This window comes from Streptomyces sp. NPDC001914, assembly GCF_042891215.1.
Taxonomy (GTDB): domain Bacteria; phylum Actinomycetota; class Actinomycetes; order Streptomycetales; family Streptomycetaceae; genus Streptomyces.
Window position 1 is genome coordinate 259,801 of record NZ_JBIASW010000007.1, and the last position, 25,988, is coordinate 285,788.

At 72.9% G+C, this 25,988-nt stretch carries 27 protein-coding genes; 14 read left to right on the forward strand and 13 right to left on the reverse strand.

Features of this window, described 5'->3' with window-relative positions; all coding sequences use genetic code 11:
- Nucleotides 1–68 precede the first annotated feature (68 nt).
- From ACFYYF_RS21565 to ACFYYF_RS21575, 3 genes are all read left to right on the forward strand, one after another.
- On the forward strand, nucleotides 69–1,046 hold the full coding sequence (locus ACFYYF_RS21565; protein ID WP_388778422.1) for a PP2C family protein-serine/threonine phosphatase: 978 nt from the start codon (nucleotides 69–71) through the stop codon (nucleotides 1,044–1,046).
- Nucleotides 1,047–1,451: 405 nt separating this feature from the next.
- Nucleotides 1,452–2,792, forward strand: coding sequence for a transcriptional regulator (locus tag ACFYYF_RS21570; RefSeq protein ID WP_361679384.1), 1,341 nt, complete (start codon nucleotides 1,452–1,454; stop codon nucleotides 2,790–2,792).
- A gap of 121 nt (nucleotides 2,793–2,913) precedes the next feature.
- Complete coding sequence (locus ACFYYF_RS21575; protein ID WP_339128267.1) at nucleotides 2,914–3,459, forward strand: NUDIX hydrolase; 546 nt, start codon at nucleotides 2,914–2,916, stop codon at nucleotides 3,457–3,459.
- Nucleotides 3,460–3,500: 41 nt separating this feature from the next.
- On the opposite strand, the gene ACFYYF_RS21580 is transcribed toward ACFYYF_RS21575, so the two are convergent.
- Nucleotides 3,501–3,758: a hypothetical protein gene (locus tag ACFYYF_RS21580; protein WP_361679381.1), complete on the reverse strand. Its 258-nt coding sequence runs from the start codon at nucleotides 3,756–3,758 to the stop codon at nucleotides 3,501–3,503.
- 210 nt (nucleotides 3,759–3,968) lie between these two features.
- Nucleotides 3,969–4,829, reverse strand: coding sequence for a 3-hydroxybutyryl-CoA dehydrogenase (locus tag ACFYYF_RS21585; RefSeq protein ID WP_361679378.1), 861 nt, complete (start codon nucleotides 4,827–4,829; stop codon nucleotides 3,969–3,971).
- Nucleotides 4,830–4,997: 168 nt separating this feature from the next.
- On the opposite strand from ACFYYF_RS21585, the gene ACFYYF_RS21590 reads away from it, so the two are divergent.
- Entirely contained in the window at nucleotides 4,998–6,245 is a 1,248-nt protein-coding gene (locus tag ACFYYF_RS21590) for a glycoside hydrolase family 10 protein (RefSeq protein ID WP_388778011.1), read from the forward strand.
- A gap of 37 nt (nucleotides 6,246–6,282) precedes the next feature.
- Here ACFYYF_RS21590 and ACFYYF_RS21595 read toward each other — a convergent pair whose 3' ends face one another.
- Complete coding sequence (locus ACFYYF_RS21595; RefSeq protein WP_361679372.1) at nucleotides 6,283–6,480, reverse strand: DUF1918 domain-containing protein; 198 nt, start codon at nucleotides 6,478–6,480, stop codon at nucleotides 6,283–6,285.
- 88 nt (nucleotides 6,481–6,568) lie between these two features.
- Nucleotides 6,569–7,543: a DMT family transporter gene (locus ACFYYF_RS21600; RefSeq protein ID WP_388778015.1), complete on the reverse strand. Its 975-nt coding sequence runs from the start codon at nucleotides 7,541–7,543 to the stop codon at nucleotides 6,569–6,571.
- On the opposite strand from ACFYYF_RS21600, the gene ACFYYF_RS21605 reads away from it, so the two are divergent.
- Both ACFYYF_RS21605 and ACFYYF_RS21610 read left to right on the forward strand, forming a co-directional pair.
- On the forward strand, nucleotides 7,542–8,978 hold the full coding sequence (locus tag ACFYYF_RS21605; RefSeq protein WP_388778017.1) for a PLP-dependent aminotransferase family protein: 1,437 nt from the start codon (nucleotides 7,542–7,544) through the stop codon (nucleotides 8,976–8,978). The genes ACFYYF_RS21600 and ACFYYF_RS21605 overlap by 2 nt on opposite strands.
- A 164-nt stretch (nucleotides 8,979–9,142) precedes the next feature.
- Nucleotides 9,143–9,736: a histidine phosphatase family protein gene (locus tag ACFYYF_RS21610; RefSeq protein ID WP_361679363.1), complete on the forward strand. Its 594-nt coding sequence runs from the start codon at nucleotides 9,143–9,145 to the stop codon at nucleotides 9,734–9,736.
- On the opposite strand, the gene ACFYYF_RS21615 is transcribed toward ACFYYF_RS21610, so the two are convergent.
- Both ACFYYF_RS21615 and ACFYYF_RS21620 read right to left on the reverse strand, forming a co-directional pair.
- Nucleotides 9,718–10,161, reverse strand: coding sequence for a DUF6314 family protein (locus ACFYYF_RS21615; protein ID WP_388778020.1), 444 nt, complete (start codon nucleotides 10,159–10,161; stop codon nucleotides 9,718–9,720). The genes ACFYYF_RS21610 and ACFYYF_RS21615 overlap by 19 nt on opposite strands.
- A 1-nt stretch (nucleotide 10,162) precedes the next feature.
- Nucleotides 10,163–10,978, reverse strand: a complete 816-nt coding sequence (locus tag ACFYYF_RS21620) for a LysR substrate-binding domain-containing protein (protein WP_388778023.1) — start codon at nucleotides 10,976–10,978, stop codon at nucleotides 10,163–10,165.
- 82 nt (nucleotides 10,979–11,060) lie between these two features.
- On the opposite strand from ACFYYF_RS21620, the gene ACFYYF_RS21625 reads away from it, so the two are divergent.
- Nucleotides 11,061–11,453, forward strand: coding sequence for a DUF5997 family protein (locus tag ACFYYF_RS21625; RefSeq protein ID WP_361679356.1), 393 nt, complete (start codon nucleotides 11,061–11,063; stop codon nucleotides 11,451–11,453).
- 46 nt (nucleotides 11,454–11,499) lie between these two features.
- On the opposite strand, the gene ACFYYF_RS21630 is transcribed toward ACFYYF_RS21625, so the two are convergent.
- Both ACFYYF_RS21630 and ACFYYF_RS21635 read right to left on the reverse strand, forming a co-directional pair.
- Entirely contained in the window at nucleotides 11,500–11,844 is a 345-nt protein-coding gene (locus tag ACFYYF_RS21630) for a hypothetical protein (protein ID WP_388778027.1), read from the reverse strand.
- Nucleotides 11,845–11,922: 78 nt separating this feature from the next.
- The gene (locus ACFYYF_RS21635) at nucleotides 11,923–12,972 is read right to left on the reverse strand and encodes a hypothetical protein (protein ID WP_388778030.1); all 1,050 of its coding nucleotides are present in this window, start codon (nucleotides 12,970–12,972) and stop codon (nucleotides 11,923–11,925) included.
- Between the two features lie 288 nt (nucleotides 12,973–13,260).
- Between ACFYYF_RS21635 and argC the strand changes: the two genes are divergently transcribed.
- The 5 genes from argC to ACFYYF_RS21660 are packed head-to-tail and all read left to right on the forward strand — an operon-like array spanning nucleotide 13,261 to nucleotide 18,116.
- Nucleotides 13,261–14,289 (forward strand): N-acetyl-gamma-glutamyl-phosphate reductase, encoded by a 1,029-nt coding sequence (gene argC / locus ACFYYF_RS21640; RefSeq protein WP_388778033.1) that lies wholly within the window; start codon nucleotides 13,261–13,263, stop codon nucleotides 14,287–14,289.
- Nucleotides 14,286–15,440, forward strand: a complete 1,155-nt coding sequence (gene argJ, locus ACFYYF_RS21645; protein WP_388778036.1) for a bifunctional glutamate N-acetyltransferase/amino-acid acetyltransferase ArgJ — start codon at nucleotides 14,286–14,288, stop codon at nucleotides 15,438–15,440. Before argC ends, argJ begins: the two co-directional genes overlap by 4 nt.
- Complete coding sequence (gene argB, locus ACFYYF_RS21650) at nucleotides 15,437–16,351, forward strand: acetylglutamate kinase (protein WP_361679342.1); 915 nt, start codon at nucleotides 15,437–15,439, stop codon at nucleotides 16,349–16,351. The genes argJ and argB overlap by 4 nt, the downstream gene beginning before the upstream one ends.
- Nucleotides 16,348–17,556, forward strand: coding sequence for an acetylornithine transaminase (locus ACFYYF_RS21655; protein WP_388778039.1), 1,209 nt, complete (start codon nucleotides 16,348–16,350; stop codon nucleotides 17,554–17,556). The genes argB and ACFYYF_RS21655 overlap by 4 nt, the downstream gene beginning before the upstream one ends.
- 23 nt (nucleotides 17,557–17,579) lie before the next feature.
- Nucleotides 17,580–18,116, forward strand: a complete 537-nt coding sequence (locus ACFYYF_RS21660) for an arginine repressor (protein ID WP_328454389.1) — start codon at nucleotides 17,580–17,582, stop codon at nucleotides 18,114–18,116.
- Between the two features lie 80 nt (nucleotides 18,117–18,196).
- Here ACFYYF_RS21660 and ACFYYF_RS21665 read toward each other — a convergent pair whose 3' ends face one another.
- From ACFYYF_RS21665 to ACFYYF_RS21685, 5 genes are all read right to left on the reverse strand, one after another.
- Nucleotides 18,197–18,934: an FAD:protein FMN transferase gene (locus ACFYYF_RS21665; protein ID WP_388778425.1), complete on the reverse strand. Its 738-nt coding sequence runs from the start codon at nucleotides 18,932–18,934 to the stop codon at nucleotides 18,197–18,199.
- A 46-nt stretch (nucleotides 18,935–18,980) separates the two neighbouring features.
- Complete coding sequence (locus ACFYYF_RS21670; protein WP_388778042.1) at nucleotides 18,981–19,784, reverse strand: FMN-binding protein; 804 nt, start codon at nucleotides 19,782–19,784, stop codon at nucleotides 18,981–18,983.
- 19 nt (nucleotides 19,785–19,803) lie between these two features.
- Complete coding sequence (locus ACFYYF_RS21675) at nucleotides 19,804–21,183, reverse strand: ferredoxin reductase family protein (RefSeq protein ID WP_361679333.1); 1,380 nt, start codon at nucleotides 21,181–21,183, stop codon at nucleotides 19,804–19,806.
- 83 nt (nucleotides 21,184–21,266) lie between these two features.
- Nucleotides 21,267–21,767 carry an FMN-binding protein gene (locus tag ACFYYF_RS21680; protein ID WP_388778045.1) on the reverse strand — a complete coding sequence of 167 codons (501 nt, stop codon included), beginning with the start codon at nucleotides 21,765–21,767 and terminating at the stop codon, nucleotides 21,267–21,269.
- Nucleotides 21,768–21,774: 7 nt separating this feature from the next.
- Nucleotides 21,775–23,136 (reverse strand): ferric reductase-like transmembrane domain-containing protein, encoded by a 1,362-nt coding sequence (locus ACFYYF_RS21685; protein WP_388778048.1) that lies wholly within the window; start codon nucleotides 23,134–23,136, stop codon nucleotides 21,775–21,777.
- 617 nt (nucleotides 23,137–23,753) lie between these two features.
- On the opposite strand from ACFYYF_RS21685, the gene ACFYYF_RS21690 reads away from it, so the two are divergent.
- Together ACFYYF_RS21690 and ACFYYF_RS21695 are read left to right on the forward strand one after the other, a co-directional pair.
- Entirely contained in the window at nucleotides 23,754–24,443 is a 690-nt protein-coding gene (locus ACFYYF_RS21690; protein ID WP_388778050.1) for a response regulator transcription factor, read from the forward strand.
- Nucleotides 24,444–24,541: 98 nt separating this feature from the next.
- On the forward strand, nucleotides 24,542–25,981 hold the full coding sequence (locus tag ACFYYF_RS21695) for a sensor histidine kinase (protein WP_388778427.1): 1,440 nt from the start codon (nucleotides 24,542–24,544) through the stop codon (nucleotides 25,979–25,981).
- Nucleotides 25,982–25,988 lie beyond the last annotated feature (7 nt).

A 25,988-nucleotide genomic window follows, 5' to 3' on the forward strand; every position in this document is an offset into this window, starting at 1 on the left:
CGCCGCTGCGCCGCGCGGTGAACCTGGGGCTGCCCGCGGTCTGGGGCGCGCTCGCGATCTCGTACAAGATGGCCTGTCCGCTCGCGCAGGAGAACGGGCTCGGCGCCCGCGCCGTCACCAGCGCCGTCTTCCTCGCGGTCGGAGCCGGGCTGATACTCCACGTCAGAAGAGCGCTGCTGCGCGAGCTCCGGCAGGTCCGCAGAATCGCGGGAGCCGCGCAGAACGTGCTGCTGCGCCCGCTGCCACCGCGCATCGACGGGCTGGACATCGCCGCGGCCCAGCTCTCCGCGGACCACGGCGCGAGCATCGGCGGCGATCTGTACGAGGCGATCGCCACCGAGCACGGCGTGCGGGTCGTGATGGGGGACGTCCGGGGGCACGGACTGGGCGCCGTCGGGACCGTCGCCGCCGTCCTCGGCAGCTTCCGCGAGGCCGCGCACGACGAGGCCGAACTCGGCGGCGTCCTCAGACGACTCGAGCGGGCGCTGGCCCGGCACCTGCGCGAGCGGGACCGGTCCGAACACGCCTGTGCCGGACCCGAGTCCGACCACCACGCCGTCGAGGAGTTCGTCACCGTCCTGCTCCTGGAGATCCGCGGGAACGGCGAGGTGCACGCCCTCAACTGCGGCCACCCCTGGCCGTACCTGCTCACCCGGGGCCGCGTCCGGCCGTTCGTCCGCGCCGAACCCCTGCCCCCGCTCGGGCCGTTCCCGCTGCCGGCCCGTCTGCCGGCCGAATCCTGCGGCCGGCTCCGGCCCGGCGAAGGGCTCTTCCTGCACACCGACGGCGCCGAGGACGCGCGGGACGCCCGGGGCCGGTTCTTCCCGCTGCTCCCGGCGCTCGCGGCGGCCGTCCGCGACGGACCCGTCGAACCGCAGGCCGTGCTGCGCGCGGTGTTCACCGGCCTGCTGCGCCACACCGGCGGCAGACCGGACGACGACGTGGCCGTCCTCGTCCTGCGCAACGGGCGCCGGCCGCTCGCCCTGAAACACGACCATGTCTCCGGGCACGTGCCCCGCCAGGACCTGTCCGGCCGGACACCGTGAAGGACGCCGGCGGCACCGGGCCGACCACGGGAACGGCGGTCGCGGTTCCGCGCGCCCGGGGACGACCGGCCACGGGACCCACTCCCGGACGACCGGAGTCCCGCGGTCGCTCCGGCCGACCGGCTCTGCCGTCCGCCCGGCCACGGAGTGTCGGGCAGGCGGCCGGGCGGACGGCGCGGAGCGGGCCGCCGTACTGTACGAGGGGGAGCCGGCGGCCCGGCCGGCCTCTTGCGAGGCATTTCAGTCAACCGGTGCGAAACTCTCCGCGACAGCGCGCGCACAGCGCGGATACGGGCATTCCCATCACACCCCGTGTGAAAGAGGACGCACTACTCTCTCTGGTGCGGTCGGGAGCGGTCGGGCCCGGCCGGCGCCGTCGGCAACGAGCCACCCGGGGGGCCTCCCATGCAGCCCAACACTCTGCTCGACGCGATCCTCGACGAGGCGGGCGTCTCGCACGCGGGACTCGCCGCCCACGTCAACCAGGCGGGCCGGGCCCGCGGGCTGGCCCTGCGCTACGAACACACCGCCGTGGCACGGTGGCTGAAGGGCCAGCGACCGCGCGGTCAGGTGCCCGACCTGATCTGCGAGGTGCTCGCCGGACGACTGCACCGGCCCGTCACGCTCGACGACATCGGCCTCGGGGTCCCCGGCGAGCCCTCCACCCCGCACACCGGTTCGCTCTCCGGCTTCGTCGAGCGCGCCACCGCGCTGTGGCGCTCCGACGAACAGCAGCGCCCGCACATCCTCGGCGCCCAGGCCGTCACCGGAACCCCCGCCGTGATGCCCGTGTGGGAGTGGGAGAACCCGCCCGAGGACGTGGACGTCTCCCGCGGCGGCCGCCATCAGGTCAGCATGGCCGACATCGACATGCTGCGCGCGGCACGGGCCCACTACGAGCAGATGTACCGCAAGGCGGGGGGCATGGCGACCCGCACCCGGATCGTCGGCTTCCTGAACGCCGAGACCGCGCCCCTGCTGCGCGGCAGCTACACCGACGCCACTGGGCGCCAACTGCACCGTGCGACGGGCGGGTTGGTGGCCATCGCGGGCATCTGCGCCTACGACTCCGACGCGCACGGACTCGCCCAGCGCTACTTCCACCAGGCGCTGCGCCTGGCGAAGGCCAGCGGGGACAGGGGACTTGGCGCCTACGTCATAGCGCTGCTGGTCAACCAGTCGCTGTTCATGCGCGAGTACCGGCAGGCGGTCGCCTTCGCCGAGGCCGCGCTGCGCGCCGCGGGGCGCCACATCACACCGGCGCTCGCCTCCGACCTCTACGCCATGCAGGCCAAGGCGTACGCGCACCTCGGCGACGGCAGCAGCGCGCTGTCCTGCATACGGCGTGCCGAGCAGGCCGCCGAGCGTATCCGGCGCGGTTACGAGCCCGACGAGACCGGCTATGTCCAGCCGGGACTGGTCAACGTGCAGGTGGCGGAGGCACTGCTCAGCCTCGGCGACCTGGTGGCCGCCGCGGAGCACGCCGCGGCCGCCGTCGACAATCCGGCGCACGACCGGGGACGGGTGCACCGGCTGGCCATGCTGAGCCAGATCGAACTGCGCCAGGGCAACGCCGACAAAGCGGTGGCGACGGCCGTTCAAATGGCCGAGCAGGCACGGGGAATGGAGTCCCAGCGGCTGCGCGACAGACTGCGCGCGGTACGCGAACACCTGGTGCGCAGCGGCTGCGCGGGGACGACCGAGGCCGCTGAACTCATCGACGGCGCACTGCGCGTACCGCTGTAGGGAGCGGCCCGGCACGCCCCTGCGTTCACCGCCACCGTGCTGCGCCCCGACCCCGGTGAGCCCTGCTGTCGGGACGCGGCTGCTGCGATATTGCCTTCACTCGGCGGAAGGTGGCAGAACCGTGCAGTGGACGAAACAGAACGAACAAACTGTGTATGAAAACCGCTGGTTCAGCGTCAATCTCGCAGATGTGGAGCTGCCGGACGGGCGGCATCTCGATCACTTCCTGATACGGCTGCGGCCCGTCGCTGTGGCCACGGTGGTGAACGAGGCCAACGAGGTGCTGCTGCTGTGGCGGCACCGCTTCATCACCGACAGCTGGGGATGGGAGCTCCCGGCGGGCGTCGTGGAGGACGGCGAGGACATCGCTGTGGCGGCGGCCCGCGAACTGGAGGAGGAGACCGGCTGGCGGCCGGGACCCCTGCGGCATCTGATGAGTGTCGAGCCCTCCAACGGGCTCACCGACGCCCGGCATCACATCTACTGGGCCGACGAGGGCGCGTACATCGGACACCCCGTGGACGACTTCGAATCGGACCGCCGGGAGTGGGTCCCCCTCAAACTCGTTCCCGACATGGTCGCCCGCGGTGAGGTCCCGGCCGCCAACATGGCGGCCGCACTGCTGCTCCTGCACCATCTCAGGCTCGGTCAGGACGTGTTGCCCTGACCGGCACCCGCGTCCCGCCGCATGGCCGGGACGGCGGAGCGCTAGTGGCCCAGAGCCTGCCAGACCGCGAGGGCCAGGGCGCCCACGGCCGCGACGGCGGCGACGGTGGGCAGTGGCCAGCGGGTGTGTTCGAGCGCGACGATCCGCGTGCTCAGGTCATCGAGGTCCTTGGCCGTCTGGTCGTCGCGCTGGGTGAGCAGCGCCAGTCCTCCCTCGATGCGGGTGAACCCCACTTCGAGCGACCGGCGTAACTCCGCGATCTCCTTCGGTGCCGCGGGATGCTCGGGGTCGGCGGTCACGAGTCCGCTCCTTTCCGTGGTCGGCACATCCCTGTGTCTGCGCACGGAAAGTCAACTCGCCTGGTGGACAGGTGGGGAGAGTGTGCGCCGGGCATATGCGGGCCCGGTCCGCACACGGCGTGTGAACACCGCGGGCCCGGCACCGTGGAAGGTGCCGGGCCCGCGTGAACTCAGCGAAGCGGAGCGGGTGTTCTCCCGCCGTTCGGCAGCTCAGCCGTAGCTGTAGAAGCCCGAACCGGACTTGCGGCCCAGCCGGCCGGCGTCGACCATGCGCTGGAGCAGCGGGGGAGCGGCGTACAGCGGCTCCTTGTACTCCTGGTACATCGAGTACGCGACCGAGGCCACCGTGTCGAGGCCGATCAGGTCGGACAGCTTCAGCGGGCCCATCGGGTGGGCGCAGCCCATCTCCATGCCGTTGTCGATGTCCTCGCGGCTCGCCATGCCCGACTCGAACATCCGGATCGCGGACAGGAGATACGGGATCAGCAGCGCGTTGACGACGAAGCCCGAGCGGTCCTGGGCGCGGATCGCGTGCTTGCCGAGCGCCTTCTCGGCGAAGAGCTGGGCGCGGCCGATGGTGCCCTCGGAGGTGGTCAGCGCCGGGATCAGCTCCACGAGCTGCTGCACCGGGGCCGGGTTGAAGAAGTGGATGCCGATGACCTGGTCCGGACGCGAGGTCGCGACGGCCAGCTTCACCAGCGGGATCGAGGAGGTGTTGGAGGCCAGGATCGCGTCCGGCCTGGTCACCACCTGGTCGAGCACCTGGAAGATCTCGGTCTTGACCTGCTCGTTCTCGACGACGGCCTCGATCACCAGGTCACGGTCGGCGAACTCGCCGAGGTCCGTGGTGAAGCTCAGCCGGTCCTGGGTGGCCTTGAGCTCGTCCTCGGAGATCTTCCCGCGCCCGGCCGCCTTGGACAGGGAGGAGAAGAGCCGGGTCCGGCCGATCTCCAGGGCTTCGCCGGTGGTCTCGGCGACCTTCACGTCCAGTCCGGCGCGGGCGCACACCTCGGCAATGCCCGCTCCCATCTGGCCGCAGCCCACCACTCCGACGCGTTCGATGTCGGTCACATCGTCCCCTTCGCTGATCCGCACTGCCTGGCAGGTCGTCCGTTGTTCGGTCCCTGCTCCGAACGTGCACGTTACTCCCAAGTATCGATGATCGATCGTCGGGGTGGTGCATGCTGAGTGCCGATACGGTACGTGACCGGACGGATCCGAGACGTGAGGGGTACGGATATGGGGCGACTGCCACGCAGGGCGTTCGCGGTGGCCGCGCTCGCGACGCTGTCGGGGCTCGGTACGGCGGGGGACGCGGCGGCCGTCCAGGACGCGGCCGCGCCGCGGCGGCAGGCGGCCCGGCCCGCCATGCGGGGCATGTGGCTCGCGACCGCCTCGAACCGCGACTGGCCCTCACGCACCGGCCTCACCCCCGCACGCCAGCGCGCCGAACTGCTCGGCCACCTGGACACGGCGGTACGCCTGCGCCTGAACACCGTGATCTTCCAGGTCCGTCCCGCCGCCGACGCGCTGTGGCCCTCGCCGTACGAGCCCTGGTCCCGTTACCTGACCGGCGTCCAGGGCCGGGACCCCGGCTGGGACCCGCTGGGCACCGCGGTGCGCGAGGCCCACGCGCGCGGTCTGGAACTGCACGCCTGGTTCAACCCGTACCGCGTCTCGGGACAGCCGGACCCCCGCAGACTCGCGCCCTCGCACCCCGCGCGCCTGCACCCGGACTGGACCGTGCGGTACGGCGGGAAGCTCTACTACAACCCCGGGCTGCCCCCGGTCCGCACCTTCGTCCGGGCGGCGATGCTCGACGCGGTGCGCCGGTACCCCGTCGACGGCGTGCACTGGGACGACTACTTCTATCCGTACCCGGTACGGGGCGAACGCTTCGACGACGACAAGGCGTACGCCGAACACGGCGCGGGCTACCGGGACAGGGCGTCCTGGCGGCGCCACAACATCGACCTGCTGGTGCGGGAGATGGCGGAGGGCGTCAAGAAGGTCCGCCCCGGGGTCCGCTTCGGCATCAGCCCCTTCGGCGTCTGGCGGAACGCCTCGACCGACCCGCTCGGCTCACCGACCCGGGCCGGCGTCGAGACGTACGACGACCTGTACGCCGACACCAGAAAGTGGGTCGCGCGGCGCTGGATCGACTACATCTGCCCCCAGCTCTACTGGAACATCGGCTTCCCCGCCGCCGACTACGCGCAGCTGCTCGCCTGGTGGGCGCGGGTCGTCCGGGGCACCGGCGTCCAGCTCTACGCGGGCGAGGCGCTGTACAAGGCGGGCGACCCGGCGCAGCCCGCGGCCTGGCAGGACCCGGCCGAACTCTCCCGCCATCTCACCCTCGCCCGCCGCCATGCCGAAGTGCGCGGGCACGTCTTCTTCGCGGCCTCGGAAGCCGGTGACGACCGGATCGGCGCGATGGCACGGGTCGTCGCCGACCACTACCGGCAGCCGGCGAAACCCCCGCGCTGAAGCGTCCGCCGGCCTCCCGGCGTCCGTCACGGCCGCCCTACTTCGGCGGCATCTCCCGGTGACGGATCTCCGAGTCCGGGCCCGGCGAGCACACGGCCTCGTGTCCGTCCTCGAACCGCACGCGGTAGGGGGGAGAGCCTTTCGCTCCCATGACCTCGGTGATCTCCGCGACCTTGTCGTGCTGGCCGACGGTCCGGCCGTGCTGCACCAGCTTGTCGCCTTTGCTTGCGTGCATCTGAACGGTCTCCTCGCCTGTACGGGAGCTGCGGTTCACGGCCTTGGGTCCAAGGCCCGGGGCTGCGGCGCGGCCCGTGCGGATGAGATCAGCCCCGTGCCCGCTGGGTCAGAGCGATGCAGACGAGGACGGCGGCCGCCGTCAGGGGCGCCGCCGGGGTGAGCCGCTCGCCCAGGAGCAGTACCGACCACACCAGTGTGAGCAGCGGCTGGGCGAGCTGCAACTGGCTGGCCCTGGGAATCCCGATCGACGCCATCCCCCGGTACCAGACGACCAGGCCGAGGAACTGCGAACCGACCGCGACCCACAGCAGACCGGTCACGCTGTGCGCCGTGAGGTGGACCGGTTCGTACGACAGCGCCAGCAGCGCGCCCGGGACGCTGAGCGGCAGACACAGGAGCAGAGCCCAGCCGATGACCTGCCAGCCCGGCATCACCCGGGCCAGCCTGCCGCCCTCGGTGTAGCCCGCCGCGCAGATCAGCAGGGCCGCGAAGAGGTAGGCGTCCGCGCCGGTCAGGGCGCCGCCGCTCTGCTGCACGGTGAACGCGATCACGGCCGCCGCGCCCGCGCAGGCCGCGAGCCAGAACGTCCGCGAGGGCCGGGCGCCGGTGCGCAGTGCCGAGAACAGCGCCGTCGTGAGCGGCAGCAGCCCGACGACGACGGCGGCGTGGGCGGTGGTCGAGGTCCGCAGCGCGAGCGTCGTCAGGAGCGGGAAGCCGAGGACGACACCGGCGGCGACGACGGCGAGGCCCGCCAGATGCCGCCGGGCGGGCCGGGGGACCCTCAGCGCGAGCAGCCAGCCGCCCGCGACGACCGCCGCGAGGACGCAGCGCACCGTCACCAGCGACCAGGGGCCGAAGCCCTCCAGGCCCCAGGCGGTGGCGGGGAAGGTGAGGGAGAAGGCGGTGACACCCAGGGCCGCCTGAAGGGTGCCCGAGCGACGGTCCGCCGGAGCCGGATTCCAGGCCGGGGCGGGACCCCTGTTCCGGGCGGAGGCCGTCGGCTCGGCGGCGGTGCCGACCGCTATCCCGGTCCGCTCGATAGCGCTACTCTGTGCTCTCATGCAAGAGCGTAGCAGTGTGGATGATCTGGCGGAACGGTTGCGGCAAGAGCTGGACCGCTACTCTCCAGGTGGAAAGCTGCCGTCCAGCCGGGCGCTCGTCGAGCGGTTCCGGGTGAGCCCGGTGACCGTGTCACGGGCGCTGGCGCAGCTCGCGGCCGAAGGGCTCGTGGTCACCCGGCCCGGTGCGGGCGCCTTCAGGGCGCGGCCCCGGCCCGCCCTCACGTCCACCGGGGACACCTCCTGGCAGGAGGTCGCGCTCGGCGCGGACGCCGCGACCGAGGCCGTCCCGCGCACCCTGGACGCCTCCGGCGTCCTCGTCTCGCTCGCCGCGCCCGCACCCGGTGTCATCGAGTTCAACGGCGGCTATCTGCACCCCTCGCTCCAGCCGGAGCGGGCGATGGGCGCGGCCCTCTCCCGGGCCGGCCGCCGCCCAGGGGCCTGGTCCCGGCCGCCGATGGAGGGCCTGCCCGAACTGCGCGAGTGGTTCGCGCGCGGTATCGGCGGGGCGGTCGGCGCCGCCGAGGTGCTGGTCGCGGCCGGCGGTCAGACCGCCCTGACGACCGCCCTGCGCGCGCTCGCGCCGCCCGGCGCCCCGGTCCTGGTCGAGTCGCCCACGTATCCGGGCATGCTGGCCATCGCCCGTGCCGCCGGCCTTCGCCCCGTGCCGGTCCCGGTGGACCCCGACGGGGTGAAGCCCGACCTCCTGGCCGACGCCTTCAGGGCCACCGGCGCCCGGGTCTTCGTCTGCCAGCCGCTCTTCCAGAATCCGACCGGCGCCGTGCTCGCGCCCGAGCGGCGCGGCGAGGTGATGCGCATCGCGCGGGACGCCGGGGCCTTCGTCGTCGAGGACGACTTCGTACGCCGCCTGGTGCACGAGGACGCGGGCCCGCTGCCGCGTCCGCTGGCCGCCGAGGACCCGGACGGAGTCGTGGTGCACGTCGGCTCCCTGACCAAGGCGACCTCGCCGAGCTTCCGGGTCAGCGCCCTCGCGGCGCGCGGGCCGGTGCTGGAGCGGCTGCGCGCCATCCAGGTGGTCGACACCTTCTTCGTGCCGCGCCCGCTCCAGGAGGCCGCGCTCGAACTCGTCGGCTCACCGGCCTGGCCGCGTCATCTGCGTACGGTTTCGGCCGAGTTGAAGGCCCGCAGGGACACCATGACCGCCGCGCTGCGGCTGCGGCTGCCCGAACTCGCCCTGCCCCACGTCCCGTTCGGCGGCTACCACCTGTGGGCGCGGCTGCCCGACGGCACCGACGAGTCCGCGTTCGTCGCCGCCGCCCTTCGCGCCGGAGTGGCCGTGACCCCCGGCCGTCCCTACTACAGCGCCGAACCCCCGGCCGCCCAGATCAGGTTGAGTTTCGCGGCGGTGGCGGGGACGGAGGAGATCACGGAGGGCGTACGACGGCTGGCGGCGGCGTACGACGAGGTGCGGACCTGAACGGACGTCAGGGCGACCGGCGCCCGGGGCCGCACACGGCGGGCCGGCCGGTTCCGGGTCGCCCGCACAGCCGGTGCACAGACCACTGGCCGATGTTCTGTGAATATTCGGATACTCTGCGTCACACCCTTGACCTGCGGAGGCGGGCGCTCCACGATCTGCGCATGCATCTTCGGGTCACGTTCGTCGCTGCGGCGCGCAGCTCGGCGCTGCTGGCGGAGCGCTTCGAGGACGACCGGCCGCTGGACCAGGCGGGATGGGAGGAGGCGCAGCGCGCCGCCGCGGGACTGCTGCCGCTGGCGGCGGCCGAGCTGCGCTACTGCGCCCCGACACCCCGCAGCCGGGCCACCGGTGACGTCCTCGGCTACGCCCCGCTGGTCCAGCTCGCTCTGCGTGACTGCGACATGGGCCGCTGGCGGGGCTTCACGCTGGGCGAGGCCATGGCCCGTGAACCCGAGGCCGTGGACTCCTGGCTCTCCGATCCCCGCTCCACGCCCCACGGCGGTGAGAGTCTGCTGACCTTCATCGCCCGGGTCGGCGCCTGGCTCGACACCCGGCCGGGGGAGGACGGCGGCAGCATCGTCGCGGTGGCCGAGCCCTCGGTGGTACGGGCCGCCCTGGTGTACGCGCTGAAGGCGCCGCCCTCCACGTACTGGAACATCGACGTCCGCCCCCTGTCGGCGATCACCGTGACGGGCCGGGCGGGCCGCTGGAACCTCCGCGTCGACGGGGCGCCCGCTCAGCTGGGACGCGTGTAGGCGGTGCTCAGCACCAGGTCCTTGGCGGGCCCCCGCACCCGCCAGACGGACCGCCAGTGGTGCTCGTCCCGGACGGTGAACTCACCCCGGTAGAGATCCGCCGCGCACGGGTGGTCGGCGACGTGACGCCCGCTCGTCAGGTCCAGGTCGTGGAACGGGCGGCCGTCGGAGAACCGTACGAGAGCGGTCCCGGCGGTGGGGCCCGGCAGGAATCGCAGCGTGCGCTCGGCGGGCCGTGCGACGCCCTGCCACACGAACGTGCCCGACTCCCGGTGCAGCAGCCCGCCCTCGTCCAGCGGCCCGAACACCGTCGTGCCGGTGAAGCGTCCCTCGGCGTCGCCCGCGAGGTCCCGCACCGTGCGCTCGACCCGCCAACTGCCCGCCAGGTACGCCAGTACGTCCTCGACCGGCCAGAACCCGTCCATGTCAGGAACTGCGGCGGGGCTTGCCGCGCTTCGCGCCGCCCTTCGGGCCGCCGTTGCCGCCGCGGGGGTTCTTGGCCGCGGCCCTGCCGCCGCCCTTGCCGCCCGACCTGCCGGGCGCGGGCTTGCGCCGGGCGCTGCCGCCCGCGTCCGCCTTGCGGGCGCCGGCCTTCGCCGCGCCCTTCTGCTGGGCCGCGGGCGGGGTCTGGGCACGCCCGCGCGTGCTGTTGACCGTACGTCCGCGCACGATGCCGATGAAGTCCTCGACCAGATCGGTCGTCCGCTCCTCGGGCCAGGCCAGCGCGACCCGCGACTCGGGGGCGTCGGTGACCGTCCGGTAGGTGAGGTCCTTGCGGTGGTGGAGCCTGGCGAGGGACTGCGGTACGACCACGACGCCGATGCCCGCCGCGACGAGTTCCACGGCGTCCGCGGTGCCGGCGGGCCGCTCCAGGGCCGGTTTGCCCGGCAGCCGCTCCCATTCCAGCGGGTCGTCCTCGGGGTGCAGCACGATGTCGTCGGCGAGGTCCTCGCCGCTGACCTGCTCGACCGCCGCGACGATGTGGTCCTTGGGGACCACGACGACCGTCGTCTCCGTGTAGAGGGGGATCGCGCTGAGGTCGGTCCCGTCGACCGGCAGCCGGACGAAGCCCGCGTCCGCGTCGCCGCGCCGCAGGACGTCGTACACCTCGGCGGCGGGCACCGGGACGAGGAGCAGGGGCACGTCGGGCAGGCGCTCGTTCCAGATCCGCACCCACTTCGAGGGCGTCACCCCCGGAACGTAGGCGAGCCTGAACGAGGGGGTTGCTTCGGAGCCGGTCACCCCGTCAGATTACCCGGCGTGGCCGCCGTCGCCGTACCGGCGGTGGTCGGCGGGGGCCCGAGCGCTCGATACCCTTGGCTCCATGAGTTCGCACCAGACCGCCCAGACGATGAAGCCCGCCACCGCGGCGAAGAAGCTGGGTGTGTACCTCGAGGCCACCCCCGCCGAGTTCCAGGAGGGTGTCGTCTCGCGTGCCGAGCTGAACGCGCTGCAGACCGACCCGCCCGCCTGGCTCCAGGAACTGCGCCGCACCGGCCCGCACCCGCGGCCCGTCGTCGCCGCCAAGCTCGGTGTCTCCATCGCGGGTCTCGCCCGCGGCGGCGTCAGCGAGGCCCTCACCACCGAGCAGATCGAGACGCTGAAGACGGAGGACCCCGAGTGGCTGCGGCGTGAGCGCGCCACCCAGGCGGAGGTCCGCAAGGAGTCGGCGCGCATCAAGGAGAAGAACGCGGAGCGGGACGCCAAGCGCTCCTGACCCGGGGAGCCCCGCCGGGATGCCGTCGGCGGCGTCCCGCGGGGGCTCAGCCGCCGGTCCCCGGGGTGCCCGCCCCGTGGGAACCGGGCGTTCCGGGGCCGCTCGCGCCGGGCGGCGGGTTCCGGTCGCCCGAGTTGCCGAACGCCTTGACGAGCAGGTAGATCACCGCGCCCGGCGGGATCAGGAAGATGACGACGGGGAACTGGAACGTACCCGTCGTCTGATGGGCGACGTACCACCCGTAACAGGTGAGGAAGATCCCGCCCAGGACGGCCCAGGCACGGTTCTTGACCGAGGTGCCGGGCACGAAGGCCGCTCCGATCAGGATGATCCCCGACAGGACGGCGAAGATCTCGTACGCGCTCCAGTGAGCGGACGACGACGATGACACGGTGGGTCCTCCACGGTTCTCGGTACGGGGCTCCCGCACGGCTTGTGCGGGAGCCCATTCAGCTGTGCGGCCGCCGGGTCACGTTCCGTCGTGCGGCAGCCGGGTCACGCCGCTGACGGTCACGGGGGCCGGGAGCGCGCCCGAGCCGAGGGTGACGGCGAGTTGTTCGGCCGATTCCCGGGTGAAGCTTCCGGAGATCTCCGTGGTGCCGCCGTCGAGCCGCTGATTGACGGACGGGGCGGAGATCACGGCGCCGTCCAGGACGATGGCCATCTGGTTCTGCGGCGACATCCGCGTGGACAGGCTCCCCGTCAGCTCGGAGAACTGCCGGGCGCCCACGGAGTCGAAGTCCAGCTGTACGACCCAGCGCCCGGTCTGCCGGTCGTTCACCGCCTTGGCCGAGGACACATGGGCCCCGTCCACCGCCGTCGGGCCCAGGATGAACCTGGCGCGCGAGCCGGACCCGCCGCCGTCGCTCCCGCAGGCGACGACGGAGTCCCCCGCGGCGGCCTCCCGCTCCGCCGCGGGCCGCTCCCGTGCCGTGCAGTCCAGCGCCGCGAAGCGCGCCTGGAGCGCCGCGTCCGGGGCGCTCCCCTCGGCCGGAGCCGGCACGGCACTCGCGCTCGCGCTCGCCGAGCCGGCGGTACGGGGGCGCAGGCCGTCGGTGACGGCGCGCCCCCGCGTGGGGGCGGAACTGGCCGACGGCGTCGGGGTCGACGTCGGCGTCGCGCCGACGGGCTCCTCGGCCAGGACGGGACGGAAACCGAGCCGGCCGGACGTGCCCAGCTCGGTGAGGCGCTTCTCGTCCGCGGTGCGGCCCGTGACGGTGATCCCGCCGTCGCGCGCCTCCACGCTCACGTCCGTGAGCCCCAGCGCCCCGGCGCGTGCCCGCATGCGGTCCACGGTCCGGCGCAGGGCGTCGGCCCCCAGCGGTGCCGTCCCGGCGAAGTCCACCACGGACCGCCCCGCGTCCGCCGCCACGGAGGCCGGCGCGGTACCGGACCGGACGGACCCCGAGGTGCCCGGCGGCTTCTTCGCGGATCCGGATCCGGTCACGGAACAGCCCGCGAGCGCCGCCGCGACGGCACAGACGAGGAGAGCCCTGCGCGGGGCCCGGGGAAGAGGCATGCGGGGGATGGTTCCAACGGGCGGCCCTCCGCCGAAGGCGATGCCACCCTTTGACCGGAATTCATCCGAAGGGTGCCCGCTCTTCCCCCGGAACCGATCGACCGATGCTCGAGTGGGGGGCGCGGTAATGGTGGGTATACCGGCTGAGGTGGCCCTCGTCCGCGCCGGGCGTACGGGCCCGGGTGTCGTCGCCCCTTCGCGCCGGGCGGAGCCTCCGGCGGCCGATCACGGAGGATTGCATAAACGTGCAGCGAAACGTATAGTCATGCCATCCAAGAGGAGGGTTCCATGGCGATGCGTGCGGCGGTGGCGGGAGCGAGTGGCTACGCGGGCGGGGAACTGCTGCGTCTGCTGCTGGCACACCCCGAGATCGAGATCGGCACCCTGACCGGCAACTCCAACGCGGGCCGGCGGCTCGGCGGCATCCAGCCCCATCTGCTGCCGCTCGCGGACTGCGTGCTCACCGAGACCACCGCCGAGGCGCTGCGCGGCCACGACGTCGTGTTCCTCGCGCTGCCCCACGGCCAGTCCGCCGAGGTCGCCGAGCAACTCGGCGACGAGGTCCTCGTGGTCGACATGGGGGCCGACTTCCGGCTGAAGGACCCGGCCGACTGGGAGCGGTTCTACGGCTCCCCCCACGCCGGGACCTGGCCCTACGGCCTCCCCGAACTGCCGGGTGCCCGCGCCGCGCTGGAGGGGTCCAAGCGCATCGCGGTACCCGGTTGCTACCCCACGGCCGTCTCGCTCGCTCTGTTCCCCGCCTATGGGGCCGGGCTGGCGGAGGCCGAGGCCGTGATCGTCGCCGCCTCCGGCACCTCGGGCGCGGGCAAGGCACCGAAGGCGCACCTGCTCGGCAGCGAGGTCATGGGGTCGATGAGCCCGTACGGCGTCGGCGGCGTCCACCGGCACACCCCGGAGATGATCCAGAACCTCTCCGCCGCCGCCGGGGAGCCCGTCACCGTCTCCTTCACCCCCACCCTCGCGCCCATGCCCCGCGGCATCCTCGCCACCTGTAACGCGAAGGCGAGGCCGGGCGTCACCGCCGAGTCGGTCCGGGCCGTGTACGAGAAGGCCTTCGCCGACGAACCCTTCGTCCACCTCCTCCCCGAGGGCCAGTGGCCGGCCACGGCGTCCGTCTACGGTTCCAACGCCGTTCAGGTCCAGGTCGCGTACGACGCCGCCGCACACCGCATCATCGCGATCAGCGCCATCGACAACCTGACCAAGGGCACCGCCGGCGGTGCCGTCCAGAGCATGAACCTCGCTCTCGGCCTCCCCGAGGACCTGGGGCTTTCCACGATCGGAGTCGCACCGTGAGTGTCACGGCAGCAAAGGGATTCACCGCGGCCGGTGTCGCCGCGGGAATCAAGGAGAACGGCAACCCGGACCTGGCCCTCGTGGTCAACACCGGGCCCCGCCGCGCCGCCGCGGGCGTCTTCACCTCCAACCGTGTCAAGGCCGCGCCGGTCCTGTGGTCGGAACAGGTCCTCAAGAGCGGCCGGCTGGACGCGGTCGTCCTCAACTCGGGCGGCGCCAACGCCTGTACGGGACCCAAGGGCTTCCAGGACACCCACGCCACCGCGGAGAAGGTCGCCGAGACGCTCGGTGACATCGGCGCGGGCGGTGTCGCCGTGTGCTCGACCGGCCTCATCGGCGTCCTGCTCCCGATGGACAAGCTGCTCCCGGGCATCGGCCTGGCCGCCGCCCAACTCGGCCCGCACGGCGGCGAGAAGGCCGCCATCGCCATCAAGACCACCGACACCGTGCACAAGACGGCCGTCGTCACCAAGGACGGGTGGACCGTGGGCGGCATGGCCAAGGGCGCCGGCATGCTCGCGCCGGGCCTGGCCACCATGCTCGTCGTGCTCACCACCGACGCGGACGTGGACAGCGCCGACCTGGACCGGGCGCTGCGCGCGGCCACCCGCACCACCTTCGACCGCGTCGACTCCGACGGCTGCATGTCCACCAACGACACCGTGCTGCTGCTCGCCTCCGGATCCAGTGAAGTCACCCCGGACCGGGCGGAGTTCGCCGAGGCGGTCCGCGTGGTCTGCGACGACCTGGGCCAGCAGCTCATCCGGGACGCCGAGGGCGCCAGCAAGGACATCAAGGTCGAGGTGATCAACGCCGCGACCGAGGACGACGCCGTCGAGGTGGGCCGCTCCATCGCCCGCAACAACCTCCTCAAGTGCGCCATCCACGGCGAGGACCCCAACTGGGGCCGCGTCCTGTCCGCGATCGGCACCACCCGGGCCGCCTTCGAACCCGACCGGCTCAACGTCGCCATCAACGACGTGTGGGTCTGCAAGAACGGCGGCGTCGGCGAGGACCGCGACAAGGTCGACATGCGCTACCGCGAGGTCCGCATCGTCGCCGACCTCGCCGCCGGCGACGCGACCGCCACCATCTGGACCAACGACCTCACCGCCGACTACGTCCACGAGAACAGCGCGTATTCCTCATGAGCAACGTGACCCGCAAGCACACCGCTCTGCCCAAGGCGCAGATCCTCATCGAGGCGCTGCCCTGGCTGACCCGGCACCGCGGCAAGACCGTCGTCGTCAAGTTCGGCGGCAACGCCATGATCGACGCCGAGCTGAAGGCCGCCTTCGCGCAGGACATCGTCTTCCTCCACCACGCGGGACTCAGGCCCGTCGTCGTGCACGGCGGCGGCCCGCAGATCAGCGCCGCCCTCGACAAGCACGGCATCGTCACCGAGTTCAAGGCGGGCCTGCGCGTCACCAACGAGGACGCGATGGACGTCGTGCGCATGGTGCTGGCCGGGCAGGTCCAGCGCGAGCTCGTCGGACTCCTGAACGAGCACGGACCGCTCGCCGTCGGCCTCACCGGCGAGGACGCGCACACCATCACCGCCACCAAGCACCGGCCCAGGATCGACGGAGAACTGGTCGACATCGGGCGGGTGGGCGAGATCACGGCGATCGACACGGGCGCGATCGAGGCACTGCTCGCCGACGGCCGGATCCCGGTCGTCTCCTCGATCGCCCGGAGCCAGGACGACGGACATGTCTACAACGTCAATGCTGATACGGCGGCTGCGGCACTCGCTGCCGCGCTGGATGCCGAGACCCTCATGGTCCTCACCGACGTCGAGGGTCTCTACGAGGACTGGCCCGACAGCGACGAGGTGATCAGCCGCCTCACCGCCTCCGAGCTCGAAAAGCTCCTTCCCGAGCTGGCCAGCGGCATGGTGCCGAAGATGGAGGGCTGTCTGCACGCCGTACGCAACGGCGTGACCACCGCCCGTGTCATCGACGGCCGGGTCCAGCACTCGATCCTGCTGGAGATCTTCACCGACGAAGGCATCGGCACGATGGTCGTGCCGGACGACGAGGAAGCGGGGGACGCCGAATGACCGGCAGCGCGACGAACGCGGAGCTCACCGAGCGGTGGCAGGGCGCGCTCATGGACAACTACGGCACCCCGCGACTGCCGCTCGTCCGCGGTGCCGGAACCAGGCTGTGGGACGCCGACGGCAACGAGTACCTCGATTTCGTCGGCGGCATCGCGGTCAACGCCCTCGGACACGGCCACCCCGCGATCGTCGAGGCGGTGAGCCGGCAGATCCGCTCGCTCGGCCATGTCTCCAACCTCTTCGTCGCCGAGCCGCCCGTCGCCCTCGCCGAAAGGCTCCTCCAGCTCTTCGGCCGCGAGGGCCGGGTGTACTTCTGCAACTCGGGCGCCGAGGCCAACGAGGGCGCGTTCAAGATCGGCCGGCTGACCGGCCGGACCCACATGGTCGCCACCACCGGCGGCTTCCACGGCCGGACCATGGGCGCCCTCGCGCTCACCGGCCAGTCCGCCAAGCAGAAGCCCTTCCTGCCGCTGCCCGGCGACGTCACGCACGTCCCGTACGGCGACGCGCAGGCCCTCGCCGAGGCGGTCACCGAGGACACCGCGCTGGTGATCATCGAGCCGATCCAGGGCGAGAACGGCGTGGTCGTACCGCCCCCCGGCTACCTGAAGGCGGCCCGCGCCATCACCGCCGCCCACGGCGCGCTGCTCGTCCTGGACGAGGTGCAGACCGGAATCGGCCGCACCGGCCACTGGTTCGAGTACCAGGCCCACGAAGGCGTCCTGCCCGACATTGTCACGCTCGCCAAGGGCCTCGGCGGCGGACTGCCGCTCGGCGCCACCGTCGCCTTCGGCCGTGCCGCCGGCCTGCTGGAGCCGGGCCACCACGGCACGACCTTCGGCGGCAACCCGGTCGTCTGCGCCGCCGGACTCGCCGTGCTCGACACCATCGAGTCCGAGGGACTCCTGGAGAACGTGAAGCGCGCCGGCGAGAAACTGCGCGACGGGATCGAAGGGCTCGGCGACGGTTCCGGCCATCCGCTGATCGACCACGTCCGGGGCGCCGGCCTGCTGCTGGGTATCGTGCTCACCGAGCCGCTCGCGCCCCAGGTGCAGCAGGCGGCTCAGGACGCCGGTCTCCTGGTGAACGCGCCCGCCCCCGATGTCGTACGGCTGATGCCGCCGCTGAACCTCGGCGACGACGAGGTGGACGCGTTCCTCCGGGCCCTTCCCGGCATCCTCGACGCAGCCAACGGGGACGGGTGATCCCGGGAAATGGGACGACGACGATGAGTCAGGCGCAGGACCACGAGCACGCAGGGCCTGCCGTGCCGCAGACCCGCACCGCACGCCACCGCCGGATCGTGGACATCCTCAACCGGCAACCGGTGCGCTCACAGAGCCAGTTGGCGAAGCTCCTCGCCGACGACGGGCTGAACGTCACCCAGGCGACGCTCTCCCGGGACCTCGACGAGCTGAACGCGGTGAAGATCCGCAACAACGACGGCGACCTCATCTACGCGGTGCCGAGCGAGGGCGGATTCCGCACCCCGCGCGCACCGCTGGGGGAGTCGGCCAAGGAGGAGCGGATGCGCCGGCTCTCCTCGGAGCTGCTGATCTCCGCGGAGGCCTCGGCCAACCTCGTGGTCCTGCGCACCCCGCCGGGCGCCGCGCAGTTCCTCGCGTCGGCGATCGACCAGGCGGAGCTGCACGACGTCCTGGGCACGATCGCGGGCGACGACACCCTGATGCTGATCAGCCGCGATCCCACGGGCGGACAGGCGCTGGCCGACCATCTGCTGCGGCTGGCCCAGAACGATCACTGACGCGTACGACGGTGGAGGCGCACCCCGCTCGGGGGTGCGCCTCCACCGTCGTACGCCCCCCGGGGTGAGGCCGGCGCCGCTCACCCCAGGCGCCGGGCGAGACCTCCCGTGCAGCGGACCTCGTTGCCCGCCGTGATGAGCAGCGCCTCCACGTCCGGAAGCGACTCCAGCCAGTCCAGGCCCGCCCGCGAGCCCATCGCGAAGGCCGCGGTCGCCCAGGCGTCCGCCCAGGTCAGCCGGGGGCCCACCACGGTCACGGCCACCAGGTCGGTCACCGCCGACTTCCCGGTGCGCGGGTCGACGATATGGGCGCCGCGCTCGGCGGTGCCCGAGGTCGCGACCGCCAGCTCGTCGACGCCGGCCGCGGAGACCACCGCGGCGAGCGCTCCCGGGCGCAGCGGGTCGGAGACGCCCACCCGCCAGGGCCGGTGCGGTCCGGGGACCCCGCAGAGCTGGACGTCGCCGCCGCCGTTGACGCTCACCCCGCTCGCCCCGGCCCCGGCGAGGTGCAGGGCCGCCCGCTCGGCCGCCCAGCCCTTGACGATCCCGGTGGGATCGAGCCGCCCCTCGTACCGCGTGCTGAACCAGCCGTCGCTGACCCGTTCCGCCTCGGCACCCAGCTCCAGCACCTCGGCGACCTGCGGGTCGCACTCCTCGACGGTGACCTCTCCGCGCGCCAGCCGCGAGATCTGGCTGTCCTCGCGGTAGGTGCTGAACACCTCGTCCACGCGGTGCAGTCGGGCGACCGCCTCCTCCAGCGCCGCCCGCACGGCGGCGGGTTCGCCGCCGCGCACGTCGAAGGAGAAGACCGTGCCCATCACCTCCTCGGCATGGCGCAGCTCCTGCGGCGCGTCCTGCCCGGGCTCAGACACCGGCCTTGTCCAGAGCCGACTGGAGGGACTTCTTGTAGCCCTCGCTGGTGTAGGTCGCGCCGGAGACGGTGTCGATGTCGGCGCTGCCCGCCGCGACGGCCTGCTGGTTGAGCTTGGGCACCGAGAGTTCGGTCTTCTGGGAGCTGGTGCCGCCCGAGGGCGCCTGGACCGCCTCGGCCTTGGTGATCTTCTTGCCGGTGAGCGTGAGCCGGACCTGGACGGGCCCGTACTGGGTGTCGGCCACGGTCCCGGTGACGACGCGCGCCTGCGCGGCCGGTGCCGCCGACGCGGACCCGGCGTCGCCCGAGGACCCGGAGGACCCCGACGTGCCCCCGGCGGTCTTCGCCTTGTCCAGCGCCGACTGGAGGGACTTCTTGTACCCGGTGCTGGTGTAGGTCGCCCCCGAGACGGCGTCGATGTCGGCGCTCTGCGCCGCGACGGCCTCCTGGTTGAGCTTGGGCACCGAGAGTTCGGTCTTCTGGGAGCTGGTCCCGCCCGAGGGCGCCTGGACCGCGTCGGCCCTGGTGATCCTGCCGCCGCTCATGGTGAGGCGGACCTGGACCGGACCGTACTGGGTCTGCACCGCGTCGCCGAGGACGGTGCCGGCGCCGGCCTGTTCGGCGGCGCCGCCCTGCGCCGCTCCCTGCGCTGCCCCCGTCTGCTGGGGCGCGCCCCCGGCCTGCGCCGAGGCGGCGGCCGGGTCGGACGCGGGCTTGAGCGCCAGCAGCAGCACGATCCCGGACACGGTCGCGGCGCTGGCCAGCATGAACCGGCGGATGGGGTGATTCTTCTTCATCGCTCCTGACTCCCGTCGCTCACATCTCGAACGACTCGTGATGGATGCGGCGGGCGGGGACCCCCGCGCCGCGCAGTGCCGCGTACACCTCCTGGGCGAAGCCGGGCGGCCCGCACATGAAGACGTCGTGGTCGTCTATGTCGGGCAGCTTGCGGCGCAGGGAGTCCGCCGAGATGTCCGGACGTTCGCCCTCGGGGCTGTTCACCGCGTACATCAGACGCGCCCCGCGCTCCTTGGAGATGGCGGCCAGCTCGTCCCACAGGGCCAGGTCCTGGGTGGTGTTGGCCCGGTACAGCAGCGTGAGGTCGCCCGACGCGCCGGGCAGGGTCTCGAACAGCGTCCGCATCGGGGTGATGCCGACGCCGCCCGCCACCAGGAGCACCTTGCCGCGGCTGCGCTTTCCGGCGGTCAGGGCGCCGTAGGGGCCCTCGGCCCAGACCCGGGTGCCCGGCTCCAGATCCCGCAGGGCGGCACTGTGGTCGCCGATCGCCTTCACGGTGATGCGCAGCATGTTGGGGCGGGGCGACGCCGAGAGCGAGTACGGGTGGGAGCTGAAACGCATCCCCGGCGCCAGGAAGCGCCAGCGGAAGAACTGGCCCGCCTCCGCGCCCATCCGGTGCAGCTTGCGTCCGCTGATCAGCACCGACACGATGCCGGGCGTCTCCTCGATGACCGCCTGGACCCGCATCTGGTGCTTCAGGTTCAGCCGGATCGGAGAAAGGATTCGGTACCACAGGACCAGGGCGGTCACCGATCCGTACAGCCCGTACCAGACGGTCTTGGCGACGGGCTCGACCGCGAAGTCGTTGCCGGTGGAGAGCTGGTGCCAGAACGTCAGGAACACCGCCGCGTACGTCAGCAGGTGGACGTGGTACCAGGTGTCGTACGGGATCAGCCGGCGCAGCCAGCCGACGGAGATGAACCCGATGACCACGAGCAGACCCGTCCCGATCGCGGCCTTGCCCATGTCGGGAAGCTGGTTGACCGAGTCGACGGTCTGCTGCACGATCCCGCCGAGCCCCTTGCCGGACTGCAGGGCGTAGCCCCACATCGTCAGGAAGAGGTGGGCGAGGACCATGCAGATGGTGTAGCGGCCGGTCATCGCGTGCCAGCGCGCCACCCGGTCGGATCCCACCCGGCGTTCGAGAGCGGGGACACGGGCCATCTGGAGCACCACGAGGGCCATCAGGTACCCGGCGAGCAGCCCGGTGATACGGCCGGCGTTGAGGATCCTGCTGTTGTTGTCCGCGATGGACGGGGTGTTGTTCCACCACAGCCACAGGACCGCGGCGGCGCCGGCCCAGACGGCGATCAGCAGCGGGACGGCGGGCGAGCGGCGAGGGCGGATTCGGCGCAGGGTCTGGCGCCGCGCGGCGCGACCACCGGCGATCGTGGACACGGTTCCTCCGTGTTCGTCCTGGAGAGACGGGGTGAGGGGAGTGGCCCCCTGGCCCAGAGATACGGTCCACGACGCCCGTGCGTTCAGAGGCCCGCCGAGTCGAGTGCGGACTGCAGCGACTGCTTGTATCCGTCACTGGTGTACGTGGCTCCGGACACCGAGTCGATCTGCGCGCTCTGCGCCGCCAGCGTCTCCCGCGCGAGCATGGGAAGCGCGTAACTGTTGATCTCCTGGTCCCTCGGATTGTCGGAAGGATAGACGACCGCGGTGGACTCGGTGATCTTGCCGTCCCTCACCGTGACGCGCACTTGCACCGGGCCCCAACGGGTCTGCACCGCATCGCCGGTGACGGTCTTGGTTCCCGTGCTCTTCGACCCGCCGGACGTTCCCGAGGAGCTTTTGGAGGAGTCCCCGGACGAACCGCCCGGCGACGAGGTGGACGAATGACCCGCGGACGACGAGGCGTCGGCCGCCGTCGGCGCCGTGTGCGGCTTCAGCGACAGCAGCAGGACGAAACCGGTGACCGTGGCGGCGGCCGCCAGCGTCACCCGGCGCAGCGGACGGTTCTTCTTCAGGGCGTGCACGGGGGCCTCACAGCTCGAACGACTCGTGGTGGATACGGCGGTCGGGGACACCCGCTGCGCGCAGCTCCCCGTACAGGTCCCGGGCCATCGCGGGCGGCCCGCAGAGATAGACGTCGTGCTCGGCGATGTCCGGCACGGCCTCGCGCAGCGACCCGGCCGTGAGCCGCGGGCGGGTGCCGTCGGCGGCGTTGAGCGCGTACAGGACACGGGCCCCGCGCCACCGCGCGATGTCCTCCAGTTCGCCGCCCAGCGCGAGGTCCTCGGCGGTGCGCGCCCGGTAGAGCAGCGTGACCCGGCCGGGCAGCGTCTCGAACAGGGCGCGCAGCGGGGTGATGCCGACGCCGCCCGCGATCAGCAGGGCCTTCGACGACGTGCTCCGGTCGGCGGTCAGCGAGCCGTAGGGGCCCTCCGCCCACACCCGGGTGCCGGGACGCAGCATCCCCACGGCGGCGCTGTGGTCGCCGAGGGCCTTCACCGTGATCCGCATCCGGTCCGGCCGGGGCGGCGCCGACAGCGAGTACGGCGTCGAGGTCCACCGCAGCCCGTCCGCGAGGAACCGCCAGCGGAAGAACTGGCCCGCCCGTGCGTCCAGTTCGTCCAGGCGCTCCCCGCGGACCACGACGGAGAAGACCCCGGGCGACTCCCGGTGCACGGACTCCACGCGCAGCCGGTGGCGCAGGTTGAGCCGTACCGGGGTGAGCAGCCGGAACCACACGACGAGCGCGGCCGTGCCGAGGTAGAGGGCGTACCAGGCGAACCGGGCCGCCGCGTCGCCGACGAAGTCGGAGCCGAGCGCGAGCTGGTGGAAGAAGGCCAGGAAGACCGCCCCGTACGTCAGCAGGTGCACGTAGTACCAGAACTCGTGGCTGATCCGGCGCCGGGCCGCGCGCGCCGAGGTGATCCCGACGGCGAACAGGATGAGCGTGCCGGCCGTCGCCTTGAGCATGTCCGGGTAGTCGAGGACGACGCTGAGCGTCTCGTCCACGATGCCCGACCCGTCCTGGGCCGCGTAGCCGAAGAGGATCAGTGCCACGTGCGCGACCAGCAGGCAGATCGTGTAGCGGCCGGCCATGGCGTGCCACCGGGCCACCCGGTCGGAGCCGACGCGCCGCTCCAGCAGCGGGACCCGGGCCATCAGCGCCACCAGGACGGCACACGCGTAGCCGCACAGCAGCCCGGCCATCCTCCCGGCGTCCGTCAGCCAGCCCGCGACGCCCACCACCGACCGGGTGTCGCTCCACCACAGGGCGAGGACCCCGGCCGCTCCTGCCCACAGCAGGGCCAGCAGCGGCCCGGCCGGCGAGGGCCGGGGCCGCCCGCGTCCTCGTGTCGTGCGCGGGTCCGCCGCCCGCTCGTGCACCGTGGTCATCCGTCCGTCCCTCTCTCCTGCGCTCCGGGAGGAAACTGTGCGTCGTGAACCTCTGAGGAGTCTCTGAACGTGCCCCTTCGGAGCGGACTCACAGGAAACTCAGAGCGGGTTCGCGCTCGGCGGCGGGCTGGGCACGGGGCTCGGGCGGAGGCGACTCAGAGGAAACTCAGAGGCCGCACAGAGGGGAGGGACCCCCGGGAGGGGCGATGCTGGAAGGCGACATGAACACTCCCACCCCAGCCCCGGACGCTTCGGACCCCGGCCGCCCCGGTACCGACCCGGAGGACCCAGGCCCCGTTACCCGCCGCGAGGGTCCCGACCCCGGCACTCACCGGGAGGGTCCCGGCCCCGGCACTCACCGAGAGGGTCCCGACCCCGGCACTCACCGGGAGGACCCCGGCCCCGGTGCCCACCGGGAGGACCTCGGTCCCGGCACTCACCGGGAGGGTCCCGGTCTCGGCACGCACCGGAGGGACCCCGGTCCCGGTACTCACCGGGAGGGTCCGGGTCCCGGTGCCCACCAGGACCCGGGTACCACCCCGGAGCGGGGCACCGGAGCTCCCGGGCCCGGCAGCCCGCGCAGGTCCCCCTCGCTCACCCGGCCCGACGGCACGCCCGTGCGCGTCCTCGTCGTCGACGACGATCCCGACCTGGCCGAGGTCCTGTCCGGCGCGCTGCGCTACGAGGGCTGGGAGGTCCGTACCGCCTGCGACGGCGCCTCGGCCGCCGCGGGCGCGCGCGAGCTGCTGCCCGACGCCGTCGTCCTGGACGTGATGCTCCCCGACACCGACGGCTTCGCCGTGCTGCGCGACCTGCACACCGTGCTGCCGGGCGTCTGCGTCCTCTTCCTCACCGCCCGGGACGCGGTGGAGGACCGCATCGCCGGCATCACGGCGGGCGGCGACGACTACGTCACCAAGCCGTTCAGCCTGGAAGAGGTCGTCGCCCGGCTGCGCGGACTGCTCCGCCGCGCCGGGATGGCCCGTCGCGCCGACGAGGGCCCGCGGCTCGTCGTCGGGGACCTGTCGATGGACGAGGAGGCCCGGGAGGTGACCCGGGGAGGCGATCTGGTCGAGCTGTCGCCGACCGAGTTCGAGCTGCTGCGCTATCTGATGCGCAACCCGCGCCGGGTGCTCAGCAAGGCGCAGATCCTCGACCGCGTCTGGTCGTACGACTTCGGGGGTCAGGCCCATGTCGTCGAGCTGTACATCTCCTACCTGCGCAAGAAGGTCGACGCGGGCCGGGAACCGATGATCCACACCGTCCGGGGAGCGGGCTACGTCATCAAGCCCGCGACGGGCCGGTGAAGCCCGTGAAGCCGGAGACGCAGGACCGGGCCGGGGCCGGGCGGCGCCTGCGGGCCCGGCTCGCGGCGGCCCTGCGCGCGCTGCCGCGGCCCCGCACGATGCGCGCCCGCCTCACCGCCGGCCTCGTGGTGCTCCTGGCCGTGAGCTGCGCGGCCGTCGGCGTGGCCGCGGTCTACGAACTGGACGGCTTTCTGACCGGCCGCCTCGACCAGCAGCTGCAGGAGGCCGGGCCGCGGTTCCCAGCGAGCCTGGAACACGGTACGGCCCGGCCCTCCGGCAAGCCGTCCGACCACGACGGCGACGAACACGGCGACACCCGGCGTCAGGCCACCGGCACGTTCGGAGCACGCCTGGTCGGCGACGACGTCACCAACGCCGCCGTCGTGCCGCCGGGCTCCGGCACGGCCGTCCGGAACGTCGATCCGACCGCCCACGACGAGGCGGCCCTGGCCGCGGTCCCGGTGGACGGCCGTGCCCACACCGTGTGTCTTTCGGGCCTCGGCGACTACCGCGTCCTGGCGACGTCCGGCAAGGACGGTGACGTCCTGATCACCGGGCTGCCCACGGAGCCGGTCGACGCGGCCGTCCACCGGCTTGAACTCGTCGCCGCGCTGGTCCTCGGCGTGGCCCTCGTGGTCGCCGGGGTCGCCGGGGCCCTGTGGGTGCGCTGGTCGCTGCGACCGCTGAACCGGGTCGCCGCGACCGCCACCCGGGTCAGCGAACTCCCGCTCGCCAGCGGCGAGGTGGCCCTGCCTCCCCGGGCGCCCGAGTCGGACCCGCGCAGCGAGGTCGGCCGCGTCGCCGGCGCCTTCAACCGCATGCTCGGCCACGTCGAGGACGCGCTCACCAAGCGGCACGCGAGCGAGGAACGGCTGCGCACCTTCGCCGCCGACGCCAGCCACGAGCTGCGCACGCCGGTCGCCTCGGTACGCGGCCACGCCGAACTGGCGCTGCTGCATCCCGGCCCGGTGCCCCCGAAGGTGACGCGCGCCCTAGAACGCATCGCCGCCGAGTCGGCGCGCATGGGCGAGATGGTCGACGACCTGCTGCTGCTGGCCCGCCTCGACGCCGGGCGGCCGCTGGAACGCCTTCCCGTCGACCTCACCCGTCTCGTCCTCGACGCCGTCACCGACGCCCGCGCGGCCGGCCCCGGTCACCGCTGGGTCCTGGAACTGCCGGAGGAACCGGTGACCGTGACGGGCGACGTCCACCGGCTCCAGCAGGTGTCGGCCAACCTGCTGGCCAACGCGCGGCTCCACACGCCTCCGGGTACCCGGGTGACGGTGTCGCTGGAGCGGGCCGGAGGGGAAGCCGTGCTGAAGGTCCACGACGACGGCCCCGGGGTTCCCGAGGACGTCCGGCCCGGCGTCTTCGAACGCTTCACCCGGGCGGACCGGCGCCGCGCCGACGCCTCCGGCAGCGGGGCGGGACTCGGCCTGTCGATCGTCGCGGCCGTGGTCGAGGCCCACGACGGCACGGTCACCCTGGAGAGCATGCCGGGGGCCACCACGTTCGCGGTCAGGCTTCCGGCGGTCTGAACGGCGG

Bases quoted from the DNA above. Each gene is read 5' to 3' on its own strand.
- ACFYYF_RS21565 (WP_388778422.1), top strand. From the start codon at position 69: ATGGCCTGTCCGCTCGCGCAGGAGAACGGGCTCGGCGCCCGCGCCGTC.
- ACFYYF_RS21570 (WP_361679384.1), top strand. From the start codon at position 1,452: ATGCAGCCCAACACTCTGCTCGACGCGATCCTCGACGAGGCGGGCGTC.
- ACFYYF_RS21590 (WP_388778011.1), top strand. From the start codon at position 4,998: ATGGGGCGACTGCCACGCAGGGCGTTCGCGGTGGCCGCGCTCGCGACG.
- ACFYYF_RS21595 (WP_361679372.1), bottom strand. From the start codon at position 6,480: ATGCACGCAAGCAAAGGCGACAAGCTGGTGCAGCACGGCCGGACCGTC.
- ACFYYF_RS21605 (WP_388778017.1), top strand. From the start codon at position 7,542: ATGCAAGAGCGTAGCAGTGTGGATGATCTGGCGGAACGGTTGCGGCAA.
- ACFYYF_RS21600 (WP_388778015.1), bottom strand. From the start codon at position 7,543: ATGAGAGCACAGAGTAGCGCTATCGAGCGGACCGGGATAGCGGTCGGC.
- ACFYYF_RS21610 (WP_361679363.1), top strand. From the start codon at position 9,143: ATGCATCTTCGGGTCACGTTCGTCGCTGCGGCGCGCAGCTCGGCGCTG.
- ACFYYF_RS21615 (WP_388778020.1), bottom strand. From the start codon at position 10,161: ATGGACGGGTTCTGGCCGGTCGAGGACGTACTGGCGTACCTGGCGGGC.
- ACFYYF_RS21625 (WP_361679356.1), top strand. From the start codon at position 11,061: ATGAGTTCGCACCAGACCGCCCAGACGATGAAGCCCGCCACCGCGGCG.
- ACFYYF_RS21635 (WP_388778030.1), bottom strand. From the start codon at position 12,972: ATGCCTCTTCCCCGGGCCCCGCGCAGGGCTCTCCTCGTCTGTGCCGTC.
- argC (WP_388778033.1), top strand. From the start codon at position 13,261: ATGGCGATGCGTGCGGCGGTGGCGGGAGCGAGTGGCTACGCGGGCGGG.
- argB (WP_361679342.1), top strand. From the start codon at position 15,437: ATGAGCAACGTGACCCGCAAGCACACCGCTCTGCCCAAGGCGCAGATC.
- ACFYYF_RS21655 (WP_388778039.1), top strand. From the start codon at position 16,348: ATGACCGGCAGCGCGACGAACGCGGAGCTCACCGAGCGGTGGCAGGGC.
- ACFYYF_RS21660 (WP_328454389.1), top strand. From the start codon at position 17,580: ATGAGTCAGGCGCAGGACCACGAGCACGCAGGGCCTGCCGTGCCGCAG.
- ACFYYF_RS21665 (WP_388778425.1), bottom strand. From the start codon at position 18,934: ATGGGCACGGTCTTCTCCTTCGACGTGCGCGGCGGCGAACCCGCCGCC.
- ACFYYF_RS21670 (WP_388778042.1), bottom strand. From the start codon at position 19,784: ATGAAGAAGAATCACCCCATCCGCCGGTTCATGCTGGCCAGCGCCGCG.
- ACFYYF_RS21685 (WP_388778048.1), bottom strand. From the start codon at position 23,136: ATGACCACGGTGCACGAGCGGGCGGCGGACCCGCGCACGACACGAGGA.
- ACFYYF_RS21695 (WP_388778427.1), top strand. From the start codon at position 24,542: ATGCGCGCCCGCCTCACCGCCGGCCTCGTGGTGCTCCTGGCCGTGAGC.